Origin of the sequence: Candidatus Cyrtobacter comes (assembly GCF_034470605.1) — a bacterium.
Classification (GTDB): Bacteria; Pseudomonadota; Alphaproteobacteria; order Rickettsiales; family Midichloriaceae; genus Cyrtobacter; species Cyrtobacter comes.
Map to the genome: position 1 here is coordinate 1 of NZ_JARGYT010000029.1, position 13,868 is coordinate 13,868.

15 protein-coding genes, 1 tRNA gene and 1 pseudogene are annotated in these 13,868 nt (G+C 33.9%); 4 read left to right on the forward strand and 13 right to left on the reverse strand.

What is annotated here, in order from left to right; all coding sequences use genetic code 11:
• Nucleotides 1-187: hypothetical protein (locus tag Cyrtocomes_RS02855; RefSeq protein WP_322497703.1), on the forward strand; the 187-nt coding region annotated here is incomplete at its 5' end.
• 93 nt (nucleotides 188-280) lie between these two features.
• Here Cyrtocomes_RS02855 and Cyrtocomes_RS02860 read toward each other — a convergent pair.
• The 6 genes from Cyrtocomes_RS02860 to Cyrtocomes_RS02885 all read right to left on the reverse strand — a co-directional run bounded on the left by Cyrtocomes_RS02860 (nucleotide 281) and on the right by Cyrtocomes_RS02885 (nucleotide 4,106).
• A complete protein-coding gene (locus tag Cyrtocomes_RS02860; protein WP_322497704.1) occupies nucleotides 281-901 on the reverse strand; it encodes a hypothetical protein in 621 nt (206 codons plus the stop codon).
• Nucleotide 902: 1 nt separating this feature from the next.
• On the reverse strand, nucleotides 903-1,538 hold the full coding sequence (locus tag Cyrtocomes_RS02865; protein WP_322497705.1) for a hypothetical protein: 636 nt from the start codon (nucleotides 1,536-1,538) through the stop codon (nucleotides 903-905).
• Nucleotides 1,539-1,616: 78 nt separating this feature from the next.
• The gene (locus tag Cyrtocomes_RS02870) at nucleotides 1,617-2,195 is read right to left on the reverse strand and encodes a hypothetical protein (RefSeq protein ID WP_322497706.1); all 579 of its coding nucleotides are present in this window, start codon (nucleotides 2,193-2,195) and stop codon (nucleotides 1,617-1,619) included.
• A gap of 15 nt (nucleotides 2,196-2,210) precedes the next feature.
• Nucleotides 2,211-2,498 (reverse strand): hypothetical protein, encoded by a 288-nt coding sequence (locus tag Cyrtocomes_RS02875; RefSeq protein ID WP_322497707.1) that lies wholly within the window; start codon nucleotides 2,496-2,498, stop codon nucleotides 2,211-2,213.
• A gap of 388 nt (nucleotides 2,499-2,886) precedes the next feature.
• Nucleotides 2,887-3,495, reverse strand: coding sequence for a hypothetical protein (locus Cyrtocomes_RS02880; RefSeq protein WP_322497708.1), 609 nt, complete (start codon nucleotides 3,493-3,495; stop codon nucleotides 2,887-2,889).
• A 2-nt stretch (nucleotides 3,496-3,497) separates the two neighbouring features.
• Nucleotides 3,498-4,106 carry a hypothetical protein gene (locus Cyrtocomes_RS02885; RefSeq protein ID WP_322497709.1) on the reverse strand — a complete coding sequence of 203 codons (609 nt, stop codon included), beginning with the start codon at nucleotides 4,104-4,106 and terminating at the stop codon, nucleotides 3,498-3,500.
• 553 nt (nucleotides 4,107-4,659) lie between these two features.
• Here Cyrtocomes_RS02885 and Cyrtocomes_RS02890 point away from each other — a divergent pair.
• Nucleotides 4,660-4,734, forward strand: a tRNA-Thr gene (locus Cyrtocomes_RS02890).
• A 268-nt stretch (nucleotides 4,735-5,002) separates the two neighbouring features.
• Here Cyrtocomes_RS02890 and Cyrtocomes_RS02895 read toward each other — a convergent pair.
• From Cyrtocomes_RS02895 to Cyrtocomes_RS02910, 4 genes and pseudogenes are all read right to left on the reverse strand, one after another.
• Nucleotides 5,003-5,130: pseudogene (locus tag Cyrtocomes_RS02895) on the reverse strand (IS5/IS1182 family transposase); the annotation flags it as partial.
• 968 nt (nucleotides 5,131-6,098) lie between these two features.
• Nucleotides 6,099-6,599, reverse strand: coding sequence for a deoxycytidylate deaminase (locus Cyrtocomes_RS02900; RefSeq protein WP_322497710.1), 501 nt, complete (start codon nucleotides 6,597-6,599; stop codon nucleotides 6,099-6,101).
• 17 nt (nucleotides 6,600-6,616) lie between these two features.
• The gene (secA, locus tag Cyrtocomes_RS02905) at nucleotides 6,617-9,256 is read right to left on the reverse strand and encodes a preprotein translocase subunit SecA (protein ID WP_322497711.1); all 2,640 of its coding nucleotides are present in this window, start codon (nucleotides 9,254-9,256) and stop codon (nucleotides 6,617-6,619) included.
• A gap of 456 nt (nucleotides 9,257-9,712) precedes the next feature.
• Nucleotides 9,713-10,534 (reverse strand): SIMPL domain-containing protein, encoded by an 822-nt coding sequence (locus Cyrtocomes_RS02910; protein WP_322497712.1) that lies wholly within the window; start codon nucleotides 10,532-10,534, stop codon nucleotides 9,713-9,715.
• 239 nt (nucleotides 10,535-10,773) lie between these two features.
• On the opposite strand from Cyrtocomes_RS02910, the gene Cyrtocomes_RS02915 reads away from it, so the two are divergent.
• A complete protein-coding gene (locus Cyrtocomes_RS02915; protein WP_322497713.1) occupies nucleotides 10,774-11,019 on the forward strand; it encodes a hypothetical protein in 246 nt (81 codons plus the stop codon).
• A gap of 5 nt (nucleotides 11,020-11,024) precedes the next feature.
• On the opposite strand, the gene Cyrtocomes_RS02920 is transcribed toward Cyrtocomes_RS02915, so the two are convergent.
• Together Cyrtocomes_RS02920 and Cyrtocomes_RS02925 are read right to left on the reverse strand one after the other, a co-directional pair.
• The gene (locus Cyrtocomes_RS02920) at nucleotides 11,025-11,303 is read right to left on the reverse strand and encodes a transposase (protein ID WP_322497714.1); all 279 of its coding nucleotides are present in this window, start codon (nucleotides 11,301-11,303) and stop codon (nucleotides 11,025-11,027) included.
• 73 nt (nucleotides 11,304-11,376) lie between these two features.
• Nucleotides 11,377-11,772, reverse strand: coding sequence for an IS630 transposase-related protein (locus Cyrtocomes_RS02925; protein ID WP_322497715.1), 396 nt, complete (start codon nucleotides 11,770-11,772; stop codon nucleotides 11,377-11,379).
• A gap of 389 nt (nucleotides 11,773-12,161) precedes the next feature.
• Between Cyrtocomes_RS02925 and Cyrtocomes_RS02930 the strand changes: the two genes are divergently transcribed.
• A complete protein-coding gene (locus Cyrtocomes_RS02930) occupies nucleotides 12,162-12,368 on the forward strand; it encodes a hypothetical protein (protein ID WP_322497716.1) in 207 nt (68 codons plus the stop codon).
• Between the two features lie 436 nt (nucleotides 12,369-12,804).
• Here the strand turns inward: Cyrtocomes_RS02930 and nagZ are convergent, their stop codons facing one another.
• Nucleotides 12,805-13,746 carry a beta-N-acetylhexosaminidase gene (nagZ, locus tag Cyrtocomes_RS02935; protein ID WP_322497717.1) on the reverse strand — a complete coding sequence of 314 codons (942 nt, stop codon included), beginning with the start codon at nucleotides 13,744-13,746 and terminating at the stop codon, nucleotides 12,805-12,807.
• Nucleotides 13,747-13,868: the final 122 nt, after the last annotated feature.

A 13,868-nucleotide genomic window follows, 5' to 3' on the forward strand; every position in this document is an offset into this window, starting at 1 on the left:
AAAACTATCGATGCTTCTGTTTGGCTCTTACCCAACTTTAGAAAATTCATTACTTTTTCTCTTAAATCTACTCGTTGACATCTTTGTCTTTTTTGTCAAACTACACTATAATACTGATTATAATTTAACTGCTTTTACTGTAGTGACATCATTATTTCATGACGCGTTAGCTATATGTTACTGCTGATAAAATATCTCTTTTAAAAAGCGGTTTTGATTAAATCTAAGTATCTTACGAATTCTTTGATTCTACTAAGATGTACTATTGATATTTAATCTTTCAGCTTATCTTCTTATTTTTCATTTGGTCTTGGGTAACTATATATGGTATCCCCTTATCTAACCCAAGATCACTGGCATAAACATACTTATACCTTATATCTTCCTCCCCTTCTTTTGGAATCTCATCACATCTTGTAACCATTGCCTCTACCAACATCCCATACTGGTGCAAATAGCTACCTTCGTATTCATAATTTATATCCTCTATGTAGCGCGATAACATGAAGCTTTCTTTTTCTATTGCTATCCTACTGATTTCTATAACAAATTCCTTCAAAAATAACTCATATTTATCATCATTTTCCCTCATTGCTCTATTTTTATTTACCAAAGATAAAATTGAATAATTTGGAGGCATGAAGCAGAGCTCGATATCTAGATTTTCCAATTCCTTGAAAGAAAACAATGGTTCCTCATAATCTATATTGTGTATTTTGCACAGCACATAGTACAATGTTAATATGTCGTACCCAGCATGTAGATAACCCCACTCATACGCTCTCTTGACCTTATCTACTTCATTAGCAATGTGTATAGCTCGTCTTCCTTGTGCATTCTCAAAGATGCCACGTATATACGGATGAAATTCAAAAAAGTACCAACGGTAACAAGGTTTCATATCATCTATTCCTGCTTTTCATTTGATTAGCTGTTACTATATAAGGGGTGTATCTATCAAGACCAAGGTCTTTTTCATAAATATACTTATATCTATTGTCCCCTTCTTTTGGAATTTCTTCACATCTTGTTCTCATAGATTCAAATAGCAGTCCAAATTGTTGTAAGTAAGCAGATTCATAATTACGATTAATATCTTCTATATAATGAGATAGGATAAACTGTTCTTTTTGTATCGCTAAATCTATTAACTCACTAATAAAACATCTCAAAAAAAGTTTATATCTATCATCATCTGGTTTGATATCCACCTTTCTACCAAATATAGACATTATATAGTAATTAATGGGCATAAAACAAATCTCTATATCTAGGTTTTCTAAATGATCGAAAGAGAATGCCTTTTCTTCATAATCCATCTCATATACTTTGCAAAGTGCATAATAGATAGTTAGAATATCGTAGCCTCCGTGTATATATCCCCAACTCTGATACCTATCATTTTTGTTTTTTCTGTTAGAGATAAACCTCAGCTCTTTGGTAATACTCTCAAAGATGCCACGTATAGCGGGATAAAGATCTGTAAAATACCAATCATACCTTTTTATTTCATCGTCTTGCTGATTTATATTATTCATATGTACTTATAACTTAAGTCCCTCATAAACCTTCCTTGATCTTGCCCTCCAAAACAATTTCATTCAATCTCCACTTGATCACTTACTTCTCTCCAAACCTTCTCCAAAAAGACGCTCATATTCTGCATTAATCTTATCTTCACGTTCCTTTGCTAATTTAATATAATTAACATCAGTTTCATTTTTCATGCATTCATCATAGGCAACCTTTGAAGCCTTAATTAACGGCTCAAGATATGGTGAATTATAATATTCTTCATTCGTAATATTTTGCTTTTTGAATTTTGGATTTACAGTTGTTACTATCTTATCTAGCAGATAAATAACTATTACTAAAGCCTCTACCTCTTTCATGGTTTTCAGAACATTACCTAACCTTGTATGCACAGTCCTATTATCTAAATCTAAATCAAACCCAATATCCTCAAACAAATGATCAAAAACACCATCAATCTTATAATGCATTGCATATTTATAATCTGCGGTATAATCCCAGCTTATACCTTTTGGCAAGATACTTGAGGACTTACCAGATGATAGTATATACTGACCCTTTTTATCAGAGAGCGCGAACAATAACGATATTATGCCATGGCGCATCTCAAGATATTTTACCTCAAAAACTTGATCAAACAATTGATCTATTTGTGTATTCATGGTTACTCGAATAAATTATTCCATCCATTTTATATTTATACCGCGATCCTTAATATGACGCCTCACCATGTCAAGTGTTTCATACCATGTATCATATGCTGAAGTTACTTGAGATCCACTTAACTCAAATAAATGTATATAGTATCCGCCTGTTGAACCACACCTATCATCTATTATCAACATTTGCTTATTGGTTAATTTTTCATCATCTAATATATAGCCTTTAACGCCTATTTTTATCATATCCTTTATTAAATAACCTAATTTCTGATCAAATGCATCATACCTAATGCTTGATATCACATTAAAAGAATGCTAAAAATCTAAAGCAAATATACAACCTTATTATCTAGATAGCTAAGCACAATGTCCTTGTTTCATAAAATAGATTATTGAATTGCGCTCCCATAAAATTCAGTAACAAACTTTTGGCTAGAAAATAATAATATATACAATCGCCATTCTTAATGGTGCTCTATCCATTTTTCTTGACCAGCCTTATTTCCTGCTGCTTCCAGCTCTTTCTAGTACACATTTGGAATGGAAGAAAGATTAAAAATCGATGCTAAGAGAGATAGGAGATCTGTTAGAGAAAATAAGTAAGAAGGTGGACTTGAAGTATTTAGAGAGAAATTAGAAGAAAGCTTTGGCTTGCAAAGGCCATGCTATGATCTACTAAAATCTATAAAACCTATTCAAGAATTGGCATATATTTTTGCTTGAACAACGTCTTTACCGTCAATTCAACCAACTGCTTTGTAGGTAGTGCCGAACCTTCCCCAAAATACTTATAATATTTTTCCTTTAACTTCTCGATTACATAATCCATCTTGTAATGAACAGTGTCTATTCCGTGATATATAGATTTACTTTGTGCACCATCAATCTCCACACCACCAATATAGACAACATCACCACCATTCACAACTACATCGGTTACCATACCATCCACACTACCTACGTAAAAATCTTCACCAATCAAATATGTTGTAAAATTCATCAATCTATACGTACCAGGCTTTACAATGAGCATACTAAAAAGGCCGCCCAGAGTCGTAATACGCCAATCGGTTGATGCAGTCCAACCGGCAGAACCTTCAGCTCCCGTAGTAACACCATTCTCCACTTTATTGAAACCAACCATACAATTCACTAACTCGCTAGCTGGCGTAATAAAGCGACAATTGTATACAATTGCAGCAACCTTATTACTCTTCAAGTCTGCCACATCTTGTTTTGCAGTATGAAAACATGATGTCAGAAAAAATGTAGCTATCAGAACAGCAACTATTCTACCCATATCTATTTTTTATCAAAAAAACCTCTCATACGTATCGTATCTTCACTAAAACGCATTGGATTTACCTGCATGTCCTTATTCATATTCAGATCAGCTACCTTTTCCACGATCTGTCGTCTTGCATCTTCCTCATTGAGCTCTATCTCTATAGCAAGAGGAACAACTTTACTCTTCGCAACATCAACATTTAAATTGCCGATATATACTATGTTGTCTTTTTCTATTATGAGATCTTTAAGTAACGGCGCTGCACGGGGTAATTTTTTATACCTCGTACCCTCGCTATTTTTACGATGTATAGAGCTCTTTTTAATATCTGCAAAAAACCCAACCAGCTCGTAAACACCATGTTTGACATACTTCAAGTCCATAGCGCCGCTAATTAATATCTCGTTTTGAGGGTTAGCCTTTTCTGCCCATATCATGGTACAATCCCTGGTTAATGTCTTAGTTTTAGAAAATAAAATAATATCACTTACGGGCCCAACAAACCTACAACCACCAATAACAACCGCATCACCGTTCTGAGGCGGGGTGTTTAACGCTTGATCATCACGTACACAAGCGGTGATAATAACACCAAGCAACACAACCATCACACGCCAACTCATACTATAGTCCTAGAATGATATCATATAATGGAGCGTATCATGAACAGCACAATAACTCAATATATTGATAATATATCTTTTGGCATTGCTAACAAAAGGCAGATGGAATTTTAAACTTAACTAAGTTAGTGAACAGCAATGGTATATAATCTGCAATTATGTAAATGACCTTAGAATAACGTTTAATCTAGCTAAGTAACGCCTTAATAAAGAATTATAAAATTCCACTAAGCAGCCTTTGTAACTACATGTTTCACTCCTATAAGGAATTATACAGGATTACCATCAGTTGCTACTATATCAATTTTATATTGATATAGTAATTCAAGAGCCAAAGGTAAATAGCCATCAAAATTTTACTATAGAATCTAACAATTTATTTTGTTTGCATTTTAAATCCCAAATCAGTACTTGGTTGGTGGTATAAAAGGCTAGTGTAATACCTCTTCTATACACTTGTTATCTACAGATAATTAACAATCCCAAATATTTATGCAATTCACATATTGCTCTTTTTCACCAAATAATGTATCCAAGCTTATGAGTATTTTGTGCCGGATTAGCTCAGTGGCAGAGCAACCGCCTTGTAAGCGGTAGGTCATCTGTTCAAATCAGATATCCGGCACCACAGTTTTGCAACATGCGCTCTGATCTAAAGTTTCTCAACACAAATACCTATAAATCGCTCACCTCAATCTTACTAATTCTCTTAGTGCGACCAACCACTTTCTAACACCTCTCTTTATATAAGCAATTTAACTGAGACTCATTGGCCTTCTTCGGAAAGAATAGCTAAAGCTGTATAAAATAATTATATAATGAATCATTATGCTATACTTAACTCAATGATAACTAAACTATTTTCAAAGCTAGGTATGTAACTCTTTTATGGCGACTTAGCTATATAATAAAACTATATTATCAATAGCTGTAATAAGATTGAATCTCAGCGCTTTCGACTGTTTCTATATTTATCAGCAATAATTTTGAAGCGCTTTAGCATGACATTTCGCCACTCATTTACTTATAGTTATTTAAGTTAAATTAGCATGTTGGAAATAAGGCTAATAAGCTGTAATGCAAGAAGTATTATGCTCTCTCAAATAAAACGGCTATATCAATCGATTATTTTCTTGTTAATAAAGCTCTTCTTGTTGGTAATATAGGGTGGCAATGAGGCTTCTGAATTCCTTGATAACCAGCACATGTAATATAGCCGTTTATTTGATGCTTGCGTATTAGCCATATAAATAATTGCTTGTAATATATGGAATATAATTTTGTCACGCTAACTCAAACTACTTTGCTATCATCAGTTTTGATTCTCTAAACAACCGAAAATCATACCATCTGAAAAAGCCGCACTCGCTTTGTTTTCCTCTATAACCAATTTTTGAAGCGTACCTTTTCTTTTTTCCTAAGCGTAATACTTTTGTCTTTCTATGGCGCCCTATTTGTGCTGATTCTATAAGCACAGTTTCTATCAATCTTAAGAAGTAAAGCTTTCTGGTAGCCATGGTATTTTCTATCCATTTAGCCATATATGCACCGAAAGTATGTATTCACTTATATGCTCTATGAATAATTTCTATACCAAGCTTTTCTTCTTCCTCCGCAAATCACTAAAAATATTCGCTTAAAACGTTCTCTTCTTAACTCTTCTTAACTCTTCTTAACTCTTCTTAACTCTTCTTAACTCTTCTTAACTCTTCTTAACTCTTCTTAACTCTTCTTAACTCTTCTTAACTCTTCTTAACAAATTTTTCACCTTCTAGCTGTTTCATCTTTGATTATTCTATAAAATTACCAGCTTGAACCCTCATACCTTTTTCTATTCTCAAAAATCTCATTTCCGAAGAGGTCTATTAAAATTACTCTGAATAGAGGCTAACCAAATCGTTTGCATGACGACTATAACAAAAATAATAAAGAAGATCCGCTATACATAAACTATGTATAAGTATCTATTGATTCTATATGAGCTTTAATCAATTAAAATATGCTATATATGACGCCCTTGTATAGTATTTCTGTTTTTATAAGCTTACCTGTAAAACCTTTCAAAATTACCCCTGATTCCTTAAATAACTCTTTCGAGATCTCTATACTCTCAGACCAGTCGTCTCTGACCTTATTTCCTGGAAAATTTGGATCAAAAATTACCTCCTTAATCCTAGATTGTATTATTAATCTAGCGCATCTAGAGCACGGAATCCATGGTGTATACATTCTGCAGCCTTTAGCATTAGTTCCTACGATAGATAGGTTTAGAATCGCGCTCTCTTCTGCATGGCAAATTATCATGTCCTTATATTCAGGATTTTTATATCTCTCTAAATCATCGGAGATTCCTCTAGGAAATCCGTTATAGCCCGTTGACCTTATCTCATTATCAACACCTACGATCACTGCACCAACTCTTGTTCTAACATCCTTACTCTTCATGGAGACAAGGTATGCAATGCTCATGAAGTACTCATCCCAACTTTTCATAAGATACCAAAGATTTATTATAAAGCGCCATGGCAATATTTGTACTTTTTGCCAGAATTACACGGGCATAAGGCATTTCTGGGTATTTTTATTTTTGAAAGATCTATTTGTTTATTTATTCTAATGAGATTAGGATTTTGATCAAATATTGGATTAAGAGTGCCTTCCTGTGTATCAGAGACCCTATCTATAAAAGAATGCGTAATCCTTAGTCTTAAAGATCTATACATAACCAAACTTTCAAAATCATCTATCATCTTTTGAAACAAAGCATAAGATTCTATCTTATATTCCATTAAAGGATCTTTCTGCGCATAAGCCCTCAACCCTATTCCATTTTTAAGCTGGTCTATATTATAAAGATGATCCATCCATAATTCATCTAAGCTAATTAAGAATACTCTACGGACAGCCTCACTTATAGGATCACTGGTGTAAGTTTCAATTTTATTGCGCATTTTATCAAATGCAAGGTTAATTATATATTCTTTTAGTTGTTCATAAGAAGTATTATTTTTTATCACTTCTTGCAGCTTAATTTCTTCACTAAAAAGCTCAGAGAGAGCTTTTTCTAAACCATCGATATCCCATAATTCTTTATTTTTTTTAATATTAGCAAAATCAGATACCTTTTTATCACATACATGTTTCATCAATTCCTTTACTCTAGAAATTGGATCTTGTTCCCTCATAACAGAGCGGCGTTGAGAATACACTATATTCCGCTGCTCATTCATAACATCATCAAATTTAAGAAGATTTTTTCTTATTTCATAATTCCGCGCCTCAATCTTTTTTTGTGCCTTTTCTATAGATTTTGTTATCCAAGGGTGCGTAATTGCTTCCCCATTTTTGAGCCCTAATCTTGTTAGAAGGCCACTTATTTTTTCTGAACCAAATATACGCATTAAATCATCTTCAAGTGATAAGAAAAATTTAGTTCTCCCAACATCACCTTGTCTACCAGATCTACCTCTTAACTGATTATCTATCCTCCTGGATTCATTTCTTTCCGTACAAATGATAAATAGCCCACCAGCTTCTAAAACCTTTTTTTTATTTTCCGCTATCTCATTTGAAATTTTAGCTCTCAATAGCTCCCTTTCCTCTTCTGGGTGCTGCAGTAGCGTAGCCTCTAAATTACCACCAAGCATTATATCAGTCCCCCTTCCAGCCATATTAGTTGCTATTGTAACAGCACCTAATATACCTGCCTGAGATATTATTAATGCTTCTTGTTCGTGACGCAGTGCATTCAAAACATTGTGTTTTATTTTTTCCTTTTTAAGAACCTTTGATATATATTCAGATTTCTCAACACTAGATGTACCTACAAGTATTGGTTGTTGTTTTGCATGCGCTTCCTTTATTTCCTGTAATGCTGCATCATATTTTTCCTGCATCGTTTTATATATCTGGTCATCCTCATCTTTTCTTTCTATTGGTTTGAATGTAGGAATTTCTATTACTTCAAGAGAGTATATATCCATAAACTCTTCAGCTTCGGTTGCTGCTGTCCCTGTCATTCCAGAAAGTTTTTTATAGTGCCTAAAATAATTTTGAAAAGTAGTAGAGGCTATTGTCTGATTCTCGTTATGTATTGCAACATGCTCCTTTGCCTCTATTGCTTGATGCAAACCATCTGAGTAGCGGCGCCCATCCATTAAGCGACCTGTAAATTCGTCTATTAGAACAATTTTTCCGTTTTTAACAACATAGTCCACATCTTTTTTAAAGAGAAATTTAGCCTTTAAGGCCTGATTTAAAGCATGTAAAACTGATATATTATTCCTATCATATAAAGCAGAACTAGATTGCATAAGATTATGTGATCTAAGAAGCTGCTCAGCCTTTTCACTACCGCGTTCATTTAAAGTTATTGACCTTGAGCCTTCATCCAGATCATAATCCCTATTATCAAAATCATTAATAATAGCAACGACACTTTTACATATCTTAGACCTATCTTCTGCCGCACCAGAAATAATAAGGGGTGTTCTTGCTTCATCAATTAATATGCTATCTACTTCATCTATTATGGCAAAGTTAAGCTCTCGTTGCACCATTGAATCTATATTATATTTAAGATTATCCCTTAAATAATCAAATCCAAACTCATTATTTGTACCATATGTAATATCAGCGGCATACGCGTTCTTTTTTTCTACATCAGAAAGCTCATTACTTATACATCCAACTGATAATCCCAAAAATTCATAAACCTTACCCATCCATTTAGCATCCCTAGATGCTAAATAGTCGTTTACAGTTACTACATGTACACCATTTCCTGGTATAGCATTTAGATATGCAGCTAATGTAGCTACCAGAGTTTTTCCTTCACCAGTTCTCATTTCAGCTATATTACCTTCATTGAGCGCTATTCCACCAAGTATCTGCACATCAAAATGCCTCATGTTTAACACTCTTTTTGAAGCTTCCCTTACAACAGCAAATGCTCGTGGTAATATAAACTTTAAATCATTGCTTTTGAAGAACTGCTCTCTAAGTTTTGCTGTTTCTGCTTTTAATTCAGCATCTGATAATTTAATTAATTCATTTTCAAAATCATTAACTTTTTGCAGTACTTTTTTTGCATTTTTTAAAAACTTACGCGAAGTATTACCAAAAACACCTTTAAAAAAAGTTCTAAGCATTTACAAATTCAAAACAAAAGCAGCTTGTGATTTTTATTAGTATAAGAAGTAAAATGCAAGCTTCGTAAAAGAGTTCGTACATAAATATCGGCATTTGAAGATATTTTTTCGATAAGTATCTATTCAGCTTTAGTTTCTTATATGCTGTTTATATCAGTGTAATTTCTGAGATATGGATGTAACTATAAGGCGTATTTTATCGTTTAGTACCTCTCTTGGAATAAAGAAAGAAAATACAAAATACGCTATAACTAATAAAATCAGGATATTGATTAAAAATCTAAACATCGCGGCCGCAACTATACATAATCTCAACTCATACGAGTGTATAGCATAAAAAAAATTTCAACCAAAGATATTTTATTTCTTAATACTTCTTATTAACAATCATCGAAAGAACATGTGATACAAGCATAAAGATGCCGTGATAAATTACCGTACATTGAAAATACACTACTAGTTATGACCCTTTTCTCTTAAAGAATATGAGGCACTTACTACGACTCTTACAATTTTATTGATAAATCTAGATTCATCACTAGAATCTTGAGCTGATGAGTCTGCAGAGTATCTTGCAGCATAAAAAACACCATTATTACCAGAACCACCTTGCGTAATTTGATGGGAATATATGCTAAATGAGCCTTGAGTTGCAGAAACCAGCTTCCATACAATATCACCTGAATTATCGGCAATCTCCTCTGCTGCTTTATAAGCCTCCTTTATAGCATCACCTAACATCTGCGGCTTTATATCGTTCAGCTTGGTAAATAAATATCTTGGTGAGCTAACATTATACCCATCATAAGAAATGGATACGCCGCTTTTTACAAGATCATTTAAATTGTTACTTGCGCGACTAACTTCTGCAACTTTAGAAGTCTTAATATTCATGCTGTAATCTACACTAAATCTAGGGGCCTTATTGTTTGGATCATAATATCTCTGAGCCTTTTGATCGTAAATCCGCATCACGCCTGGTGTTATATCGTTATCATCTAGCCCATATTGTATCAAATATTCAGAGACCTTCATTATACTAGCCTCCATTTCTTTTTTTGCTATCTCTAGATCATTGTTAACAATAGAAAGTGGGATGGACCACATTGCAAGATCAGCAAGTACAACTCTTTCTGCAAGGCCTTTAACACTTACCTTTCTTACAGAGTCCGGTCTTAGATGCTTAATTGAGCTTCCTATATACACTAACGCTAACACTGTGATGGCAATAAGAGCAAATGATAAAAAGCCCGGGCCACTCCTTTCCTTATAAGCCATACTCAACAAATATAAATATAGAATTTAGATGTTATCATTATACACATATATTTCAACAAGCTTGTTTGGTATAAATTTGATTTTATATACTAGCATATATTCTTGATACGTTAATTGGTGGCTTCGCCTCTATTTATTGCGAAAATATTTATGAAAAATTGTTAATTAATTGATTATTCCGATTGGCGCTAATCTTCCCATTGGACTAGAATGCTGCGCTGTTTAATTCTTTTGTTAATATGGACCCTAATCTGAACCATAATCCGAACCTTTTTGATATTCTTAGCACTGTCTCCCCTATTTCTAGAATATATAATGATGCTATATGGTGCGTTGAGACTATGAAATATATTTTATTTGAGAGTAATATTTGGCCTTTTTCAGCAAGTCTATTAGGTTTATTATTTGAGCCTAATGATACCGAGACTTTTTCAATAGGTAGCAATGTGCGTGATGAGCTTGGGTTCTTAATATTTGATATATAGCTAAGTCAGTATAAAACGTCATATAAAATAAGAGTTAAAAAGCTAGAGCAATGGGTGGAGCGACGGATTTGCTTAGCCCATTTTTTCTCAATTGGATTAAGGTCAGGAGAGTGTAGGTAAAGTAGTATATGGCCACTATCCTCAATAGTTTTTTGCATATCTTTGCCCTTATGAAAGGATGCATTATCCATAACAATTACTGTATTCTCATGTAAATTTGGTATCAAAAATTCTTTTACCCAATAAGTAAAAACATCTGTATCAACAGACCCACTGAGTTCCAACTAAAGTGTTGTTAATACGCCTATAGCATTTGTTCTGCCTTTGGCACCCCAATCATGTTTTCCATAACAACGCTTACCTTTTAAAGAGTAAGTTCTTGGCATCAAAACCGCTTTCATCTATGTAAGCAATTGATTTACAGGCTTTTTCTAACCGCTTAATTGTTTGGCAAAACATAGATCTTTTTGCGGAATCCGCCTTTATTGCATACTTAATACCTGACGCAGTTATTCCTAATCTTTTAGCTCTTTCATGGCTATACGAATCTGGATGGTCAAGTATATCTTGTATTAATGCTTCTTTACTGAGCTTTTTCCACGGGTTATTCCTAGTTTTCTGAGGCTCTATCGCCTTCTTCCATCTACTTAAGGTTCTAATAGATATGCAGAACCTAAAACTTAGATCTTCATATCTAACTCCTTCTGCATGTAATTTCATTACTTTCTTTCGAAATTGTATCGGATACGTCATTTACATTTGTTCACATCTACTATATAGCAATTATTATGCCATTTTATACTATCTTAGCTATAGATCACTCCGGTTTATGGTGGGCCCTATAAAATCTTGTTTGGTATAAATTTGATTTTATATACTGGCATATATTCTTGATATAGCTAAAGCGTCATAAAAAATGGCATATGATTAATTTTGAAAATATGTTAGTTATCATTGGGTTAAGTTTAAAAAAGTTACTGTTTATGTAATAATTTTATACCGCTTTAGCTATACGTTAATTGGTAGCCTCGCCTCTATTTATTGCGAAAATATTTGTGAAAAATTGTTAATTAATTGATTATTCTGATTGGCGCTAATCTTCCATTGGGCTAGAATACTATTCTTTTTGTTAATTTTTATATATGGGTTTTGCTGAAGCCTCTGCAGTCTGTGCGGGTATATTGCATAGTATTACAGAAGATGCTCTAGATGCATTATGGGAATTTGAAGAGCGCCCCCAAGGTTTTTTAGACAACTACGCTGTTGAGGTGGCGGCTTTAGGATTTTGCTGCTGCTGTGCTTTGTATGGGTTTATTTTTTCAATACATGGTACAGAGCCTTTTTTTTAGAGCCCCTTTTTTTAAAGATTACATAAAAGATCAAATTAATATCGAGCATATTCTATATTCAAAAAGAGGGTAGTAATAAGTTGGGTTACTATCTCTTGATCGGTATATAAATTAAATAAAAAGAGATCTTTTAAACCATAACAACATTATTTAGGTGCATTGCAACTATCATTTCATTATATTCTTTCGCTTTGCGCATCAAGGCCACAAATAATCGCATGTTAATATAAGCAGTTTTGTTATATTGATGCTATCTCAACTTATTTCGCTATACCTCCTCCCAACCAATCTTGTCAATCTCTTCAACCCTTTACAGGCTTTATACTGAATTTATATATAGCTGCTTTATTTGCGTAGATAATACAACCTATTAGCTTTATAACTCAGCTTAAATCACTAGCACTTCAACATCTCTCCTTTCTTAATTATGATCAAGTTATATTGCGGTTAATTTATCAGAGATTTCTTGTGTAATGTACCCAGCTGTACTCGCCACCTCTACCATTTCTTCCATTTTACCATTACAATGCAGAACCAGGTCACATACATTTAATGTTTTTTGTGTTCGTATAGTATAGTTACCAGAGAGTGCATTCATGGATAAATCGTCGCTAATAATAATACCATTAAATCCGATTTGTTTTCTAATATATTGGGCGACTATTGGCGATTGCGTAGCTGGAAGGTGCTTATCTAGCTGTGTGTAAACTATATGAGCAGTCATTGCAAATTGGAAATCATAGGCCAGTTTTTTGAAAATCTTAAAGTCGTTGCGCTCTAATACCGCTAAACTAGCATTAGTAAAAGGCAATACTTCGTGGCTGTCAAGCGTTGTTAGGCCGTGCCCTGGGATATGCTTGATTACAGGATGGATGCCAGCCGCTTTAAGACCTGCTCCAGCAGCTCTGCATAGGGTTATCACGGTTTCTGGATTATCACCAAAGCTTCGATCATCTACCCAGCTTGTTTCTGGCCTGCATAAATCAGCTACTGGGGCGCAATTCACATTGAATCCCAATTCTTTTAGCCCCTCACCAATTGTTTTATAATTCAGGAAAGTAGCATTGATAGCTTGCTCCAAATTGCTTTTTGCCAAAATACCAAAAGCAATAGCTGGTGGATGTACACTAAATAAAGGTGGCGCAAGACGCGCTACCCTGCCACCTTCCTGATCAATTAAAATTAGGATATCTTCACATTCAACTACTGTTTTTAGGGATTGTATTAGACTTGTAAGCTGTTCTAAATTTTCAATATTTCTGCTAAAAATAATAAAGCCTGCAGGTCGATGCTCGGCAAAAAACCGGTGCTCTTGCTTACTTAGACTCCTGCCTGATATACCAAAAATAACCCTTTTGTGTTTTTGCCAATTAACCATCACTTTAACCCAACATCAGTATCTAGGCACTGTTAACAAAGGTTGTATTTAATAGATGCTAAAGCTATAAAGGCAAGGAAAGAGAGATCGGATTTCTCAAATCGTAATGCTAAGCGTCGATT

Bases quoted from the DNA above. Each gene is read 5' to 3' on its own strand.
- Cyrtocomes_RS02860 (WP_322497704.1), bottom strand. From the start codon at position 901: ATGAAACCTTGTTACCGTTGGTACTTTTTTGAATTTCATCCGTATATA.
- Cyrtocomes_RS02865 (WP_322497705.1), bottom strand. From the start codon at position 1,538: ATGAATAATATAAATCAGCAAGACGATGAAATAAAAAGGTATGATTGG.
- Cyrtocomes_RS02870 (WP_322497706.1), bottom strand. From the start codon at position 2,195: ATGAATACACAAATAGATCAATTGTTTGATCAAGTTTTTGAGGTAAAA.
- Cyrtocomes_RS02880 (WP_322497708.1), bottom strand. From the start codon at position 3,495: ATGGGTAGAATAGTTGCTGTTCTGATAGCTACATTTTTTCTGACATCA.
- Cyrtocomes_RS02885 (WP_322497709.1), bottom strand. From the start codon at position 4,106: ATGAGTTGGCGTGTGATGGTTGTGTTGCTTGGTGTTATTATCACCGCT.
- Cyrtocomes_RS02900 (WP_322497710.1), bottom strand. From the start codon at position 6,599: ATGAAAAGTTGGGATGAGTACTTCATGAGCATTGCATACCTTGTCTCC.
- secA (WP_322497711.1), bottom strand. From the start codon at position 9,256: ATGCTTAGAACTTTTTTTAAAGGTGTTTTTGGTAATACTTCGCGTAAG.
- Cyrtocomes_RS02910 (WP_322497712.1), bottom strand. From the start codon at position 10,534: ATGGCTTATAAGGAAAGGAGTGGCCCGGGCTTTTTATCATTTGCTCTT.
- Cyrtocomes_RS02915 (WP_322497713.1), top strand. From the start codon at position 10,774: ATGGACCCTAATCTGAACCATAATCCGAACCTTTTTGATATTCTTAGC.
- Cyrtocomes_RS02925 (WP_322497715.1), bottom strand. From the start codon at position 11,772: ATGACGTATCCGATACAATTTCGAAAGAAAGTAATGAAATTACATGCA.
- Cyrtocomes_RS02930 (WP_322497716.1), top strand. From the start codon at position 12,162: ATGGGTTTTGCTGAAGCCTCTGCAGTCTGTGCGGGTATATTGCATAGT.
- nagZ (WP_322497717.1), bottom strand. From the start codon at position 13,746: ATGGTTAATTGGCAAAAACACAAAAGGGTTATTTTTGGTATATCAGGC.